Annotated in this window: 13 protein-coding genes; 4 read left to right on the plus strand and 9 right to left on the minus strand. The window is 70.3% G+C overall.

Annotated features, from left to right (window positions below; all coding sequences use genetic code 11):
• The 4 genes from VM306_RS00525 to VM306_RS00540 form a co-directional block, all read right to left on the minus strand.
• The coding region (locus VM306_RS00525) for a 3-hydroxyacyl-CoA dehydrogenase NAD-binding domain-containing protein (RefSeq protein ID WP_325510138.1) at nucleotides 1-1,413 on the minus strand (1,413 nt) is incomplete at its 3' end.
• Nucleotides 1,410-2,624: an acetyl-CoA C-acyltransferase gene (locus tag VM306_RS00530; RefSeq protein ID WP_325510140.1), complete on the minus strand. Its 1,215-nt coding sequence runs from the start codon at nucleotides 2,622-2,624 to the stop codon at nucleotides 1,410-1,412. The genes VM306_RS00530 and VM306_RS00525, both read right to left, overlap by 4 nt.
• A gap of 90 nt (nucleotides 2,625-2,714) precedes the next feature.
• Nucleotides 2,715-3,164: an ABA4-like family protein gene (locus VM306_RS00535; protein ID WP_325510142.1), complete on the minus strand. Its 450-nt coding sequence runs from the start codon at nucleotides 3,162-3,164 to the stop codon at nucleotides 2,715-2,717.
• Nucleotides 3,161-3,997, minus strand: coding sequence for a hypothetical protein (locus tag VM306_RS00540; RefSeq protein ID WP_325510144.1), 837 nt, complete (start codon nucleotides 3,995-3,997; stop codon nucleotides 3,161-3,163). The genes VM306_RS00535 and VM306_RS00540 overlap by 4 nt, the downstream gene beginning before the upstream one ends.
• Nucleotides 3,998-4,102: 105 nt before the next feature.
• Between VM306_RS00540 and VM306_RS00545 the strand changes: the two genes are divergently transcribed.
• The 3 genes from VM306_RS00545 to VM306_RS00555 all read left to right on the plus strand — a co-directional run bounded on the left by VM306_RS00545 (nucleotide 4,103) and on the right by VM306_RS00555 (nucleotide 6,170).
• Entirely contained in the window at nucleotides 4,103-4,771 is a 669-nt protein-coding gene (locus tag VM306_RS00545) for a MerR family transcriptional regulator (protein ID WP_325510146.1), read from the plus strand.
• A 155-nt stretch (nucleotides 4,772-4,926) separates the two neighbouring features.
• Nucleotides 4,927-5,433, plus strand: coding sequence for a sigma-70 family RNA polymerase sigma factor (locus VM306_RS00550; RefSeq protein WP_325510148.1), 507 nt, complete (start codon nucleotides 4,927-4,929; stop codon nucleotides 5,431-5,433).
• Complete coding sequence (locus VM306_RS00555) at nucleotides 5,430-6,170, plus strand: hypothetical protein (protein ID WP_325510150.1); 741 nt, start codon at nucleotides 5,430-5,432, stop codon at nucleotides 6,168-6,170. The genes VM306_RS00550 and VM306_RS00555 overlap by 4 nt, the downstream gene beginning before the upstream one ends.
• A 40-nt stretch (nucleotides 6,171-6,210) precedes the next feature.
• Here the strand turns inward: VM306_RS00555 and VM306_RS00560 are convergent, their stop codons facing one another.
• The 3 genes from VM306_RS00560 to VM306_RS00570 form a co-directional block, all read right to left on the minus strand.
• On the minus strand, nucleotides 6,211-9,390 hold the full coding sequence (locus VM306_RS00560) for a S8 family serine peptidase (RefSeq protein ID WP_325510152.1): 3,180 nt from the start codon (nucleotides 9,388-9,390) through the stop codon (nucleotides 6,211-6,213).
• 82 nt (nucleotides 9,391-9,472) lie between these two features.
• Nucleotides 9,473-9,952 carry a GNAT family N-acetyltransferase gene (locus VM306_RS00565; RefSeq protein ID WP_325510154.1) on the minus strand — a complete coding sequence of 160 codons (480 nt, stop codon included), beginning with the start codon at nucleotides 9,950-9,952 and terminating at the stop codon, nucleotides 9,473-9,475.
• Nucleotides 9,949-10,545, minus strand: a complete 597-nt coding sequence (locus VM306_RS00570; protein WP_325510156.1) for a TetR/AcrR family transcriptional regulator — start codon at nucleotides 10,543-10,545, stop codon at nucleotides 9,949-9,951. The genes VM306_RS00565 and VM306_RS00570 overlap by 4 nt, the downstream gene beginning before the upstream one ends.
• Nucleotides 10,546-10,613: 68 nt before the next feature.
• On the opposite strand from VM306_RS00570, the gene VM306_RS00575 reads away from it, so the two are divergent.
• Nucleotides 10,614-11,255 (plus strand): O-methyltransferase, encoded by a 642-nt coding sequence (locus VM306_RS00575; protein ID WP_325510158.1) that lies wholly within the window; start codon nucleotides 10,614-10,616, stop codon nucleotides 11,253-11,255.
• A gap of 125 nt (nucleotides 11,256-11,380) precedes the next feature.
• Here the strand turns inward: VM306_RS00575 and VM306_RS00580 are convergent, their stop codons facing one another.
• Nucleotides 11,381-12,637: a ribonuclease D gene (locus VM306_RS00580; RefSeq protein ID WP_325510160.1), complete on the minus strand. Its 1,257-nt coding sequence runs from the start codon at nucleotides 12,635-12,637 to the stop codon at nucleotides 11,381-11,383.
• Between the two features lie 70 nt (nucleotides 12,638-12,707).
• Nucleotides 12,708-13,361, minus strand: a complete 654-nt coding sequence (locus tag VM306_RS00585; RefSeq protein WP_181320591.1) for a response regulator — start codon at nucleotides 13,359-13,361, stop codon at nucleotides 12,708-12,710.
• Nucleotide 13,362: the final 1 nt, after the last annotated feature.

A 13,362-nucleotide genomic window follows, 5' to 3' on the forward strand; every position in this document is an offset into this window, starting at 1 on the left:
GAAGAAGTGGAAGCCCACGACGCGCTCGGGGTGCTTGAGCTTCGACGCCATGTCCGTGATGGACAGCGACGACGTGTTCGTGGCGAGGATCGCCTCGGGGGAGACGTGCTCCTCGACCTCGGCGAACACCTGCTGCTTCACGCCCAGGTCCTCGAACACGGCCTCGATGACGAAGTCGGCGTCCGCGAACGCGGCCTTGTCCAGGGAGCCGGAGACCAGGGCCTTGAGGCGGTTGGCCTCGTCCGGCGAGATCCGGCCCTTGCCCGCGAGCTTGTCGACCTCGGCGTGGACATAGCCGACGCCCTTGTCCACGCGCGCCTGGTCGATGTCGGTCAGCACGACCGGCACGTGCAGGCGGCGGATGAACAGCAGCGCCATCTGCGAGGCCATCAGGCCCGCGCCGACGACGCCGACCTTGGTGACCTTGCGCGCCAGCGACTTGTCCGGCGCGCCGGCCGGGCGCTTCGCGCGCTTCTGCACCAGGTTGAACGAGTACAGGCCCGCGCGCAGCTCGTCGCTCATCACGAGGTCCGCGAGGCCCTCGGTCTCGGCGGCGTAGCCCTTGTCGAGGTCGTTCTCGCGCGCCAGCTCCAGCAGCTCCAGCGCCTTCGCCGCGCCGGGCGCCGCGCCCTTGGTCTTGCCGTGGACGATGCCCTTGGCACGCGCGACGGCGGCGTCCCACGCCTCGCCGCGGTCGATCTCCTTGCGCGGCACCGTGATCTCACCGCGCACGACCTGGGACAGCCACAGCAGCGACTGCTCCAGGTAGTCGGCGGAGTCGAACAGCACGTCCGCGATGCCCAGCTTCAGCGCCTCGGCGGGCTTGAGCATCTTGTTCTGGTTCAGCGCGTTCTCGAAGATCACCGTCACGGCGTCGTTGGCGCCGATCAGGTTCGGCAGCAGCTGCGTGCCGCCCCAGCCCGGGAACAGGCCCAGGAACACCTCGGGCAGCGCGATCGCGGCCGCGTTCGACGCGAGCGTGCGGTAGTGGCACGACAGCGCGAGCTCGAGGCCACCGCCCATGACCGCGCCGTTGACGAAGGCGAAGGTCGGGACGTCCGAGTCGGTGAACTTCTTGAAGACCTCGTGGCCCAGCTTGCCGATGGCCACGCCCTGCGAGCGGTCCGTTGCCTGCTCGACGGCGGTCAGGTCCGCACCGACGGCGAAGATGAACGGCTTGCCGGTCACCGCGATGGCGGCCGGCGACGCGGCGTAGGCCTCGTCGAACGCCGCGCCGAGCGAGACGAGCGACTGCGGGCCGAACGTCGACGGACGGGTGTGGTCCAGGCCGTTGTCGATCGTGATGAACGCGACCGGCCTGTCGAGGCCGGGAACGGTGATCAGACGCGTCTTGGCGTGGGTGACGACCTCGTCGGGGAAGATCGCCTTTGCTTCCTCAGCGGTGATGGTCACTTGCCGCTCCAGTTCGGGTTCTCCCAGATGACCGTGCCACCCATGCCGATGCCGATGCACATGGTGGTGAGGCCGTAACGGACGTCCGGACGCTCGGCGAACTGACGCGACAGCTGCGTCATCAGCCGGACGCCGCTCGACGCCAGCGGGTGGCCGGTCGCGATCGCGCCGCCCCACTGGTTCACGCGCGGGTCGTCGTCGGCGATCTTGAAGTGGTCGAGGAACGCCAGCACCTGCACGGCGAACGCCTCGTTGATCTCGAACAGGCCGATGTCCTCGATGGACAGACCCGCGCGGGACAACGCGCGCTCGGTGGCGGGCACCGGGCCGACGCCCATGACCGACGGGTCGACGCCCTGGAACGCGTAGCCCACCAGGCGCATGCCGATCGGCAGGCCGAGCTCGCGCGCGGTCTCCTCCTCGGCCAGGATCGCGCCGGTCGCGCCGTCGTTCAGACCGGCCGCGTTGCCCGCGGTGACCCGGCCGTGCGGGCGGAACGGAGTCTTGAGCTTGCCGAGGTCCTCGACCGTGGTGCCGGGACGCGGCGGCTCGTCGGCCGTCGCGAGGCCCCAGCCGTTCTCCGCGGAGCGGGTCGCGACCGGCACCAGCTCGGGGCCGATCTTGCCCGCGGCCACCGCGGCCGCGTACTTCGCCTGCGAGGCGGCGGCGTAGGCGTCCGCGCGGTCCTTGGTGATCTCCGGGAACCTGTCGTGCAGGTTCTCGGCGGTCTGGCCCATGACCAGCGCGCTCGGGTCGACGATCTTGTCCGACAGGAAGCGCGGGTTCGGGTCGACGCCCTCGCCCATCGGGTGGCGGCCCATGTGCTCGACGCCACCGGCGATCACGACGTCGTAGGCGCCGAACGCGATGCCGCTCGCCGCCGTGGTGACGGCGGTCATCGCGCCCGCGCACATGCGGTCGATGGCGTAGCCGGGCACCGACTTCGGCAGGCCCGCGAGCAGTGCCGCGGTCCGGCCGATCGTCAGGCCCTGGTCACCGGTCTGCGTGGTCGCGGCGATGGCGACCTCGTCGACGCGCTCCGGCGGCAGCTCGGGGTGCCTGCGCAGCAGCTCACGGATGACCTTCACGATAAGGTCGTCGGCACGGGTCTCGGCGAAAATCCCCTTGGGGCCGGCCTTGCCGAACGGCGTGCGGACGCCGTCGACGAAGACCACGTTCCGAACGCGTGCCGGCGCTGCTGGTGCGGCCACGGCGTCTCCTCACTTGTGGTGACAACTCTGTCCACTCCGGCAGGGGAGCGCGACATCCCTACCGGTCGGTAACGCCAACTCTAGCCCTAGTTACTGGCCGGTAACCACTGTGGCGGCCCTGTTCTTTGTGTCACACACCTTGCGGATCACGAGGAACAGCGGCAACCCGACCGGGGCCAGCAGGATCGTGATCACCAGAACGGGTGCCATCAGCAGCGGGTGGACGTCCAGCCGGCGCCCCTCCAGGTACATCCAGCGCCCGACGAACAGGTCCCACGCGAGCATGTGCGCCCACACCAGCGCCGTGCCGGTGTCCGTGGCCAGGTACTCCGCCAGCGGTCCGATCTCCGGCCGTGTGACCAGCGGCAGCACCTCGAACAGGTCCGGGACCAGCAGCACGACGTAGATCACGACCGGTGGCAGGACGATCAGGTACGACTCGGCGATCCGCTTCGTCCACGACCACTTCGGCGCGAAGATCATGAGCGCCCAGAACGGCGCGGCGACCAGGAACGTCAGGTCGAACAGGGTGGCGGTCATGCGGGAACGAGCTCCTTCTTCGGTTCACGCGCCCACACCAGTCCCAGCGCGGTCGCGACGACGATTCCGGCGAGCACGAGCAACGTCGTGCTGTCGGGGTGGACGAGGGACTGGCCGCGCAACGCCTGCCAGGTGACGAGAAGGAAGATCCCCAGGAACGAGCCGCTGGTGACCCACGCGATCTTCGCGTTGGCGCGGTGGCCGAGCAGCGCGATGATCACCGGCAGCACCTGCACCGCGTGCATGCCGACGAAGTGGCCCACCCGCAGGTCGCCGTGCTCGGTGCTCCACCCGGTGAGCGCCATGTAGGCGCCGCCGTCGGGCGCGCCGACCGTGTGCGAGCCGAGCGTGCCGCCGTCAAGGGCCTGGCCGGGCTTCGGTTGCGTCATCAGGAAGCCGACGCCGAGACCCAGGAACGAGATCACGAGCCCGAGCCGGATCGACCACGACAACGCCTCGTTCTCGATCTTGGTGCGCCACAGCAGCACCGCGACGACCGCGTGGGTCACCCACAGCACGACGATGGTCACACCCATGATCGAGAACAGCGCGCCGTCGAGCGGCGTCTCGAAGTTGAAGTGGCTGCGCTTGCCCCGGATGACCTGACCGACGATCACGACCATCTCCCCGGCCCCGGCCGCCGCGAGAACGGTGCCGGTCCACCACCCGACGCGCTGGAACCGCTTCAGGAACGTGAGCAGCCACGCCAGCGTGAACGAGTAGAGCGCCAGCGACACGGCGAACTTGAGCGGCTTGAGCCAGATCGGCGAGTTGACCACCGTCCGGTCGTCGACGAGCAGCCCGACGAGCGCGACCAGGACCAGCAGCACCATCAACGAACCGAAGACCATTAACGGCCGGTGCCACGTGCGAAGCATCTCGGAACCCCCCTGTATGGATAGCGACACTCTCTACTATCCGAAAGCTACACTATCCGTATGCGTGTTGGCGAGCTTTCGAAGAGAAGCGGCGTTCCGGTGCCGACGATCAAGTACTACCTGCGTGAGGGACTGCTGCCCGCCGGCGTGCTGACCAGCCCGAACCAGGCCCACTACGACGACGAGCACCTGCGCAGGCTGCGGCTGGTGCGTGCGCTGGTGGACGTCGGCGGCCTCTCCATCGCGACCGTGCGCGGGGTGCTCACCGCCGTCGACACGCGTGACGACTCGCTGCACAACAAGCTCGGCGCCGTGCAGGAAGCCATCAGCCAGCCGAGCCCGGTCGAGCTCGACCCGCTCGCGGTCAAGGACGTGCAGGCCTTCTGCGAACGGCACGGCGGGCTGGAGGGCTTCGACATCGCCGCGAGCAACGTGACGCTCATGCTCGCGGCCGCCCTGTCCGCCGCCCGCTCGGTCGGCCACGACCACTTCCAGGATCTGCTCGACTCCTACCTGGAGGGGCTGAAGATCATCGCGAAGGCCGACCTCGACTACATCGCTCACCGCGGTTCACGTGACGACATCATCGAGGGGATGGTCGTCGGCACCCTGATCGGCGACGAGGTGCTCAAGGCGGTGCGACGCCTTGCGCACGTCGAGGTGTCGCGCGACTTGATGGCGCCCCCTGCGCCTCCCAAGGCGAACGAAACCCCTGGTAGTGCGCTCTGAACTGATATATCGGCCGATATATCAGTTCAGCGATACCGTCTGCCTGCGGCTTGGCAACGACTCTTTTGACTTCGTCCGCAAAAGACTCGTTGCAAAGGTGTCGTGGCGAGGTGAAAGAGCGGGCGTCCTGCCGGACATGTCCCGGGGTGGAGCAGGTGGACGTGGAACCGCGCCAGACGGGCTTCGAGGCCGTCGCGCAGGAGCTGATCGAGCCGCTGCGCCGGTACCTGGCGCGCCGGACCGATGCCGCGACCGCGGACGACGTGCTGTCCGAGACGCTGCTGGTGGCGTGGCGGCGGCGCGACGAGATGCCGGCCGAGCCGTTGGCGTGGGCGTACGCCGTGGCGCGCAACTGCCTCGCCAACGCCGAGCGGGCGCGGCGCCGTCAGGACCGGTTGCTGGTGCGGATCTGGCAGCTGGCCAGACCACCCGAGCACGCGCCCGCGCGGGATGACCCGGATCCCGGGCTCGCCGGAGCGCTCGCACGGCTGTCCTCCGCGGACGCCGAGCTGATGCGGCTCTGGGCGTGGGAGGAACTGGGGCCCGCCGAGATCGCCCAGGTCGTCGGGATGAGCGCCAACGCGGTCAGCATCCGGCTGCACCGGGCGCGCAAGAGGTTGAAGTCCCTGCTGGACGAGCAGGCGGAGGGGGAGCGGCCGTGACGGATGACGAACTGCGCGACCGGATGCGTCGCGCCGACCCCGCTGCCTCGCTGCGTCCATTGCCCGAGGACGAGAGGCGACGGCTCGTGGCCGGGCTCGACCGTCCTGTCGCGCCGCGGTTCTCCTCGCGGAGGCTGCCGGTGCTGGTCGGCGCGGCGGCCGTGGTCGCGGTGGCCGCCGGAGCCCTCGTGCTGACCGGAGGAGAGGCTGATCGGGAGCCGAGCCCGCCGGTCGCGTTGCCGTCGTCGACGCAGCCGGGCCTGGAGAACGGGCCGGGGTTGCCCGACAGCAGTGGTGGACGTCCGACGACGAGCGGTCAGCCCGTGCCCGGCACGAAGACGTCGACGACTCCGCCGCCCGTCACCACCAGTTCGCCGGCCGGCCGCAAGACCACCGTCGCCGTGCTGACGGAGACACCGGTGGACCCGGAGGTCCGGTGCCGGGCGCCGGAGGCCGCGGTGTTGAAGGAGAGCGCGCAGATGGCGTTCGAGGGCACGGTGCTGCGGATCGAGGGCAACGTCGTGACGGTGCAGGTGCAGCGCGCCTGGCTCGGCGAGGCCGACCTGGTCGAGGTCAGGAACACCGCCACCGCGCCCGTGCTGGCGGGGCTCGGGCCGGAGGTCGGCGGGAAGTACCTGGTCGCGGCGTCAGAGATGCGTGTCATGGGCTGCGGGTACAGCGGTCCGGACGAGCCGGGGCTGCGTTCGATCTACGACGAGGCGTTCCCCAGCCGTTGAGGGAAACCGCGATGCGCCTGGACGCATCGCGGTTCTCGCTCTACTTCGTCAGGTAGGCGTCGATCACGGTCTGAGTGACCGAGTCACCGCCCCTGCCCACGAGCGCGGCCCGCAGCGAGACGCTGCCGCCCTTGCCCGGGTTGAGCACGAACATCGAGTCGCCCACGACCCACGTCTTCTGCCACGTGCGGCCCTTGTCGTAGGAGACCTGCGTCGTGAGAGACCTCGCCGGTCCACCTTGGACGGTCAGCGGGATGCGCTGGAACCGGTGCGCGGGCAGGGTTCCGTCGAGCCCGATCTCCGGCGTGAACCTGACCATCGACAACGGCACCTGCGCGACGCCGTCGGTCGTGGCCGAGTCGAAGCCCCACGTCGTGGTGACCGAGGTGCTGATCGCCGCGACGCCCGACCGGTTCGCGGTGGTGGTCAGCTCGTAGCGACCGCGTCCCTCGGGCAGTGAGAAGAACGTCTCGAGGTCCAGCGGGCGGTCGGTCGAGTCGACGACCTTGCCGCCCAGTTCCAGCACCGTCGATCCCGAGTCCACCACCGAACCGCCGGTGCGGCCGTGGCCGTCGGCGAAGAACGGCAGGCTGCCGAACAGGATGTCGCCGTCGCGGTAGAGGCCGACGCGGCGTTCGTTCGACAGCGCGGGACCGAAGACGCCGGTGTTGAACGTCTTCCGGTAGGTCTTGCCCGGCTTGAACTTCTCGTCCTCCGCGTTCCACCACGCTTCGGTGACGTCACCGTTGTCCTGCTCGAAGCGGAGGCTCCAGGTGTTCGTGGGGGAGTGGAGGTGGAGCTTCCTGGCGTGCGGCAGGGCGTGTCCGAACGCGACACCGAACACCGGGCTGTCGCCGACGGCGGCCAGTGCGTGCACGTAGCCCGTGCGTCCCGCGGCGGTCGCGCCGGCTGAGGCCTCGACGATGACGAGGTCCTTGGCCTTGAGCTGCTTGCGGTAGCCCGTCCAGAACTTCGTGAGCGTCGTGGACTGGTCGACGACGTGGAACTCCTCTCGGTCGGTACCGGTGTAGGAGGCGACGAGGAGCTCGTTCATCTCACCGGACCTGCCCTCGGGACCGACGTGCGCGATGCCGAGGACGTCGAGGGGCACGCCGAGCAGCCCGAAGCCGTACTCCATCGACGGCATCTCGTGGCCGACCCGGATGTAGGCGTGGCGTTCGGCGGGTGTGCCGGGCAGGCCGATGTCGACGGGCTTGGCCTGGCGGGCGTCGAGCGTGATCGTGGTGTCGGCGTGGACGTCGATGTTCGTGCCGTTGAACCAGTTGTAGTTCGCGTCCGGGGTGCCGCGGCCGGCCCACTGGTGGCCGTTGAGCAGGTAGCGGCCCTTGGCCACGCGCAGGGACTCGAGGCCCGTGCCGAGACCGGCGAACGCGCCCGTGGCGTCCTCGGTGACGCCCTGCAGGCTCGCGCCCCAGTCCGCGGCGGGCTTGCCGTCACGGCCGATCACCTTGACGGTCAGCGTGTAGCGCTCGGCCTCGCGGGTCACGGCCGCGGGAGTGACGACGGACTGGCCGCCGCCGCTCGCGGTGACGTAGGCGCTGAAGGTGCCGGACGTGTCGCCGCCGAGCTTCGTGTCGGCGGTCAGCGTCGTGGTCGCGGTGCCGTGCGCGGGCACGGTGAGAGTCGCGTCCTTCAGCGTGAAGAAGCCCTGCGGCGCGGCCGTGCCGACTTTCAGCGCGAGAGTGACGGGCTGGTCGCTCTCGTTGCGGTAGACGACATCGCGTGCGATCGGGACGTCGTCGTGGTGCGGCCACAACGCCGTTCCGAACGACACCGAGTTCGACGTGACGGTCTGCTCGATCGCCTTGGCGACGTCCGCGCGGCCCGCGCCCTGCTCGAACGCCGTGTGGGCGCCCGGCTTCGCGCTCGCCATCAGCGCGGCCTTGATCTGGTCGCCGCGCCAGTCCGGGTGCGCCTGGGCCAGGATCGCCGCGGCGCCCGCGACGTGCGGGGTGGCCATCGACGTGCCGCTCAGCGAGATGTAGCCCTCGGCCGGCTCGGGCCGCGTCTCGCCGAGAGTGCTGCCCGCCGCCGCGGCCGCGCCGATCTCGACGCCGGGCGCGGTGATGTCGGGCTTGATCGCGCCGTCGCCGGTGCGGGGACCGGTGCTGGAGAACGAAGCGAGCCTGTCGTCGCGGTCCACGGCACCGACGGTGAGTGCTGCGTCCGCGCTGCCGGGCGAGCCGACGGTGTTCGGGCCGGCGTTGCCCGACGCGACGACGAACAGCGTGCCGGTCTCCTGCGAGAGCCGGTTGATCAAGATTTCCATGGGATCGAGAAACGGGCTGTCGTCGCCGCCGAGGCTCATGTTGACGACGTCCGCCTGCTGCTCGACGGCCCACTCGATGCCCGCGAGGATCCCGGACTCGTAGCCGGAACCGTCGTCGCCCAGCACCTTGCCGTCGAGGATGCGCGCGCCGGGCGCGACGCCCCTGAACCTGCCGCCCGACTTCGCCCCGGTGCCGGCCGCGATCGACGCGACGTGCGTGCCGTGCCCGACGCGGTCGGTGTTGTCGGGGGACTCGCTGAAGTTCTTCTCCGCGATCTCCTGGGTGGCGAGGTCCGGGTGCGTGTTGTCGACCCCGGTGTCGAGCACGGCGATCTTCACGCCCTTGCCGTCGAACCCGGCCTGCCACGCCTGCGGTGCGCTGATCTGCGCGGTGCTGCGATCGAGCGCGGCCTTGTGCGCGGCGTCGAGCCAGATGGTGGTGTTCGCGCTGCGGTTCGCCGACAGCGCCTGCCACGCGGTGGCCGCGTTCCCGGCGGTCACGGTGACGGCGTCGACGCCGATGCGCGAGAACTTCCGCGCCCCTGTGAGACCGGCGCCACCGGACACGAGCAGGCCGAGACCCTTGCGCCGGGTGTACTCGGGCTTGCTGAGCAGGGCGAGGTCGAACAGGCGCCGGTCGAGCCTGCCCTCGGTGATCAACGGTTCGACGTCGGCGGGGACGGCGTAGAGGTGCTCGCCGTCTTCTCTCGTGGAGACCACGACGTGCTCACGACCGGGTGCGGCCCTGAACTCGGTGGGCCTGCCCTTGTCGTCGGTCAGCACCTGGTCGCCGGTGACCAGGGTGATCCAGTGCTGCTCGCCGGGCAGGGCGGGGGTGACGCCGGCGGTGGTCGCGGCGGCCGGTGTGGCACCGGCGAGTGCTGTGGCCAGCACGAGGCTGACCACGGCGAGGGGGAGATTTCTTGTCAACGGAGGCCTCTCCTCGGGGACGGACTGCTCCTCGGAGGGCATATGTCCGGCAGGGGAGGCCGGTATTTCGCATCGGCAACTGTCAAAGCCGCCGTTGCCAGCGCACCTCGCCGTCGTGCAGCTCACCGGTGGCGGTCAGCCCGGCGGAGGTGGCGACGGCGGCGGACGCGTGGTGGCCGGGGTGGACGTGCGCCAGGACCGTGCGCACCGCCTGGGTGCCGAGCCAGCCGACGAGGCCTCGCGCGGCCTCACTCGCGATGCCGCGACCCTGCCACGGCGTGCCGACGACCCAGGCGATCTCGGCCACCTCGCCGGTGATCGTCGCCTGGACGGTGCCGGTGAGGCAGTCCTCGTCGCGGAGGCGGATCACCCAGTTCAGCCAGCGCTGGGCCGGGTCGGGGGAGCCCGCGGCCAGCCGTTCGTAGCGGGCGCGGAGGGCTTCCGGCGTGTGCGGGGTGCCGCCGATGAACGCGTGCAGCGCCGGGTCGGCCAGGACCCCGGCCATCTCCGCGGCGTGCTCGGGTCGCAGCGGGAGCAGGTCCAGCCGGGCCGTGCTGATCATGCCGGCCCGGTGTGGCGGTGCAGGAAGGCCGCGACGAGGTCGTCGGTGAACTGGCGGGTGACGGGAGTGCCGGTGACCAGGACGCGGTAGTAGACGGGGCCGACGAGCTGGTCCAGCGCGGTGTCGACGTCGAGGTCGCCGGGCAGGTCGCCGCGGTCGATCGCGCGATCGAGGGGGAGGCGGTCGCGGGCGCGCTGGCTGCTCAGGTGCTCGTCGCGGAGCCTGCCCGCGAGCTGGGGGTCGTGCTGGGCCTGGCCGGTGAGGGCGCGGAAGACCGCGCCGGGGTCGGAGGCGGTGAGGAACTCCGCGAGGCGCCCGAGGTGGGTGCGCAGGTCGGTGCCGAGGTCGCCGTGGTCGTCCGGCGTCAGGTGCTGGGCCATGTCCTCGGTGAACGCCTCCAGCAGGACGTCGACCTTGGACGGCCACCAGCGGTAGATCGTCTGCTTCGCGACGCCCGCCCGTGCGGCGATGCCCTCGATCGTCACGCCGGCGAACCCGCGTTCGGCCAGCAGGTCGTCGGCCGCCTCCAGCACCGCCTGCCGCGCTTCCTCGCTGCGTCCGTGCCGGTTCCCGCGATGCGCGGTGCTCCCCATCGCCACCTCCTGGGGCGTACCTTAGCCAGGGCTAGAATAGACGCAACGTTGCGTCTAATCTAGCCGTCATGACGATCACCTTGCACGCACCGCGGGTCCGCACGGTCCTCGACCGGCTCTTCGACGCCGCCACATCCGATGACACCTTCGAAGCGCCCTGGGACGAGCTGCGGTCGGCTGGCGCGCAGGAACGCGCCGATGCGCTGGCCGGCGTCTACATGCCCATCTCCGCTCGCGGAGGGGATCTCCTCTACGGGCTGGTGCGGTCCAGTCGTCCCGAGACCGTCGTCGAGTTCGGCACGTCGTTCGGCATCTCGACGCTCTACCTGGCTGCCGCCGTCGCCGACAACGGCCGGGGACACGTCTACGGCACCGAGATGTCGGCCGAGAAGGTCGCCGCCGCTCGGAGGAACCTCGACGAGGCGGGACTCGGGAGTGTCGCGACGATCCTGCCTGGCGATGCACGGCGCACGCTGGCGGACCTGAAGGGGCCGATCGGGCTCGTCCTGCTCGACGGCTGGAAGGAGCTCTGCCTTCCGGTGCTGCGCGACCTCGAACCCCGGTTGGCACCCGGTGCGCTCGTCGTCGCCGATGACATCGACCAGAAGTCGATGGCCGATTACCTCGCTTATGTGCGGGAGCCGGCGAACGGGTACGTCAGCGTCGCTTTCCCGGTGGAGGACGGCATGGAGATCAGCTGCCGGGCGTGATCACGCCGACGTGACAGCTGTGCGCAATTCGACTGGTATATCGGATGTCAAAACAAATCGAACTTGGAGGCTGCGCGTTGACGACATCGTCCTCAACGCGCAGCTCGCGATTGATATATCGGATATCAGCCGGCGGGCGGTGGAGCAGTCGCCGTCAGAGCCTTCGCCAGGCCTTCGAGGGTGAGCTCGATCTGCCACGACCGCGCTCCGCCCTCGCGCAGCACGGCGGCCACGGACTCGGGCGAGAGGTCGGCCGGCGGCTGCCAGCACGTGCGGCGCACGAGGTCGGGCAGCAGGAGGTTCTCCACCGGCAGGGTGTTCGCCTCGGCGATGGCCGTCAGCGCCGCCCTGGCCGCTGCCAGGCGGGCCGCGGCGTCCGGGTCCTTGTCGCCCCAGCGGTTGGGCGGGGGCGGGCCGTCGTGCTGGCCCGCGGGCTCGGGGAGCTCCGACTTGGACAGGGCCGCCGCCTTGCGCACGGCGTTCATCCACACACCGGACATGCGGCGCTGGGAGCGGCCGCGGAAGACGGGAAGGGCGAGCAGTTCCGCTTCCGAAGCGGGGTTGCGGGCGGCTGCCTCCATCAGGGCGGAGTCCGGGAGGACTCGGCCGGGGGCGATGTCGCGTTCGCGGGCCACGGTGTCGCGGGCTTCCCACAGCGCACGCACGAGAGCCAGCTGCCGCTGGTTGCGCACGCGGTGGATACCCGACGTACGCCTCCACGGGTCGGTGCGGGGACGCGGCAACGGTGCCGTCCGGACCGCCTCGAACTCCTCGAGCGCCCAGGCGAGCTTGCCCTGGCGCTCCAGCTCGGCTTCGAGGACGTCGCGCAGCTGCACGAGCAGCTCCACGTCGAGGGCGGCGTACGTCAGCCAGTCGGCGGGAAGGGGCCGGCGCGACCAGTCGGCCGCGCCGTGCCCCTTCTCGAGCCTGTAACCGAGTAGCCGTTCCACCAGCGTGCCCAGTGCGACGCGCTCGAATCCAGCCAGCCTGCCCGCCAGCTCGGTGTCGAACAGCACGCCGGGTCGCAGCCCGAGTTCGGCGAGGCACGGCAGGTCCTGAGACGCCGCGTGCAACACCCACTCAGTGCCATCCAGGGCCTGCACCAGCGGGTCGAGCCGTCCGCCCAGGGCGATCGGGTCGACCAACCACGTGCCGGCGCCTTCCCGGCGCAGTTGCACCAGATAGGCACGCTGTGAGTAGCGGTAGCCCGAGGCGCGCTCGGTGTCCACCGCGACCGGGCCCTTCGCCCCGGCGAGCGCGTCAGCGGCTCGCCGGAGCGCAGCAGGATCGGCGACCACGGGCGGGACCCCATCAGCAGGTTCCGTCAGCGGTACCGGATCTGGTCCGGTTGGTGCGGTTGGCTCGTCGGCGGGTACATCCACAGCGGAAGACCCTACGACGATCGCACCACCCACAGGTGTTCTCGGCCGGTTCAGTGCCTCAAACCGGTATCTAACGGATCACGCCGGCACGCATTGCCAGCGCGACCATCTGAGCGCGATCTCCTGTGCCCAGCTTCCGGCCGATCCGCGACAGGTGAGACTTCACCGTCAACGCGGACAAGCTCAGAGCCTCGCCGATTTCCTTGTTGCTCTGGCCATCGGCGACCAGCTGGAGCACCTCGACCTCACGCGCGGAGAGTTCCCGCGGCGTGTTGTCCGTGCCCGGCACCCGAGTACCCGCTGCGAGTACTGGTGCCACGCTCGGATCTGCGTAAACGCCGCCGTCGAGGACCCTGCGCACCCCGTCCGTGACCACCATCGGAGAGGCGGACTTCAGGAGGTACGCCTGGGCGCCCGCCTGGAAGGCCGACCTGACCGCGTAGGGGTCGTCGGAGGATGCGAGGACCACGATGCGGGGCCAGCCCTGGGCACGGAGTTCCGTGACCAGGTCGATGCCGGTGCCATCCGGCAGGCCCAGATCGAGGATCGCGAGGTCGCACGGTCCGGTTGCGAGTGCCCGCGCCCGAGCCTCCGCCACCGATGCGGCCTCATGCACTGTCCCGGCTCCCATCTGGGTGAGCCGGGCTGATATCGCCTCCCTCAGCAGTGGGTGGTCGTCGACCACCAGCACTGAAAAAAGCTCTTCCCGCGGGTGCGGGACCATG

This window comes from Lentzea sp., assembly GCF_035525475.1.
Lineage (GTDB): Bacteria > Actinomycetota > Actinomycetes > Mycobacteriales > Pseudonocardiaceae > Lentzea.

Coding starts and splice junctions, on each gene's coding strand:
- VM306_RS00540 (WP_325510144.1), bottom strand. CDS start 3,997: ATGGTGCTGCTGGTCCTGGTCGCGCTCGTCGGGCTGCTCGTCGACGAC.
- VM306_RS00545 (WP_325510146.1), top strand. CDS start 4,103: ATGCGTGTTGGCGAGCTTTCGAAGAGAAGCGGCGTTCCGGTGCCGACG.
- VM306_RS00575 (WP_325510158.1), top strand. CDS start 10,614: ATGACGATCACCTTGCACGCACCGCGGGTCCGCACGGTCCTCGACCGG.
- VM306_RS00565 (WP_325510154.1), bottom strand. CDS start 9,952: ATGATCAGCACGGCCCGGCTGGACCTGCTCCCGCTGCGACCCGAGCAC.
- VM306_RS00535 (WP_325510142.1), bottom strand. CDS start 3,164: ATGACCGCCACCCTGTTCGACCTGACGTTCCTGGTCGCCGCGCCGTTC.
- VM306_RS00570 (WP_325510156.1), bottom strand. CDS start 10,545: ATGGGGAGCACCGCGCATCGCGGGAACCGGCACGGACGCAGCGAGGAA.
- VM306_RS00585 (WP_181320591.1), bottom strand. CDS start 13,361: ATGGTCCCGCACCCGCGGGAAGAGCTTTTTTCAGTGCTGGTGGTCGAC.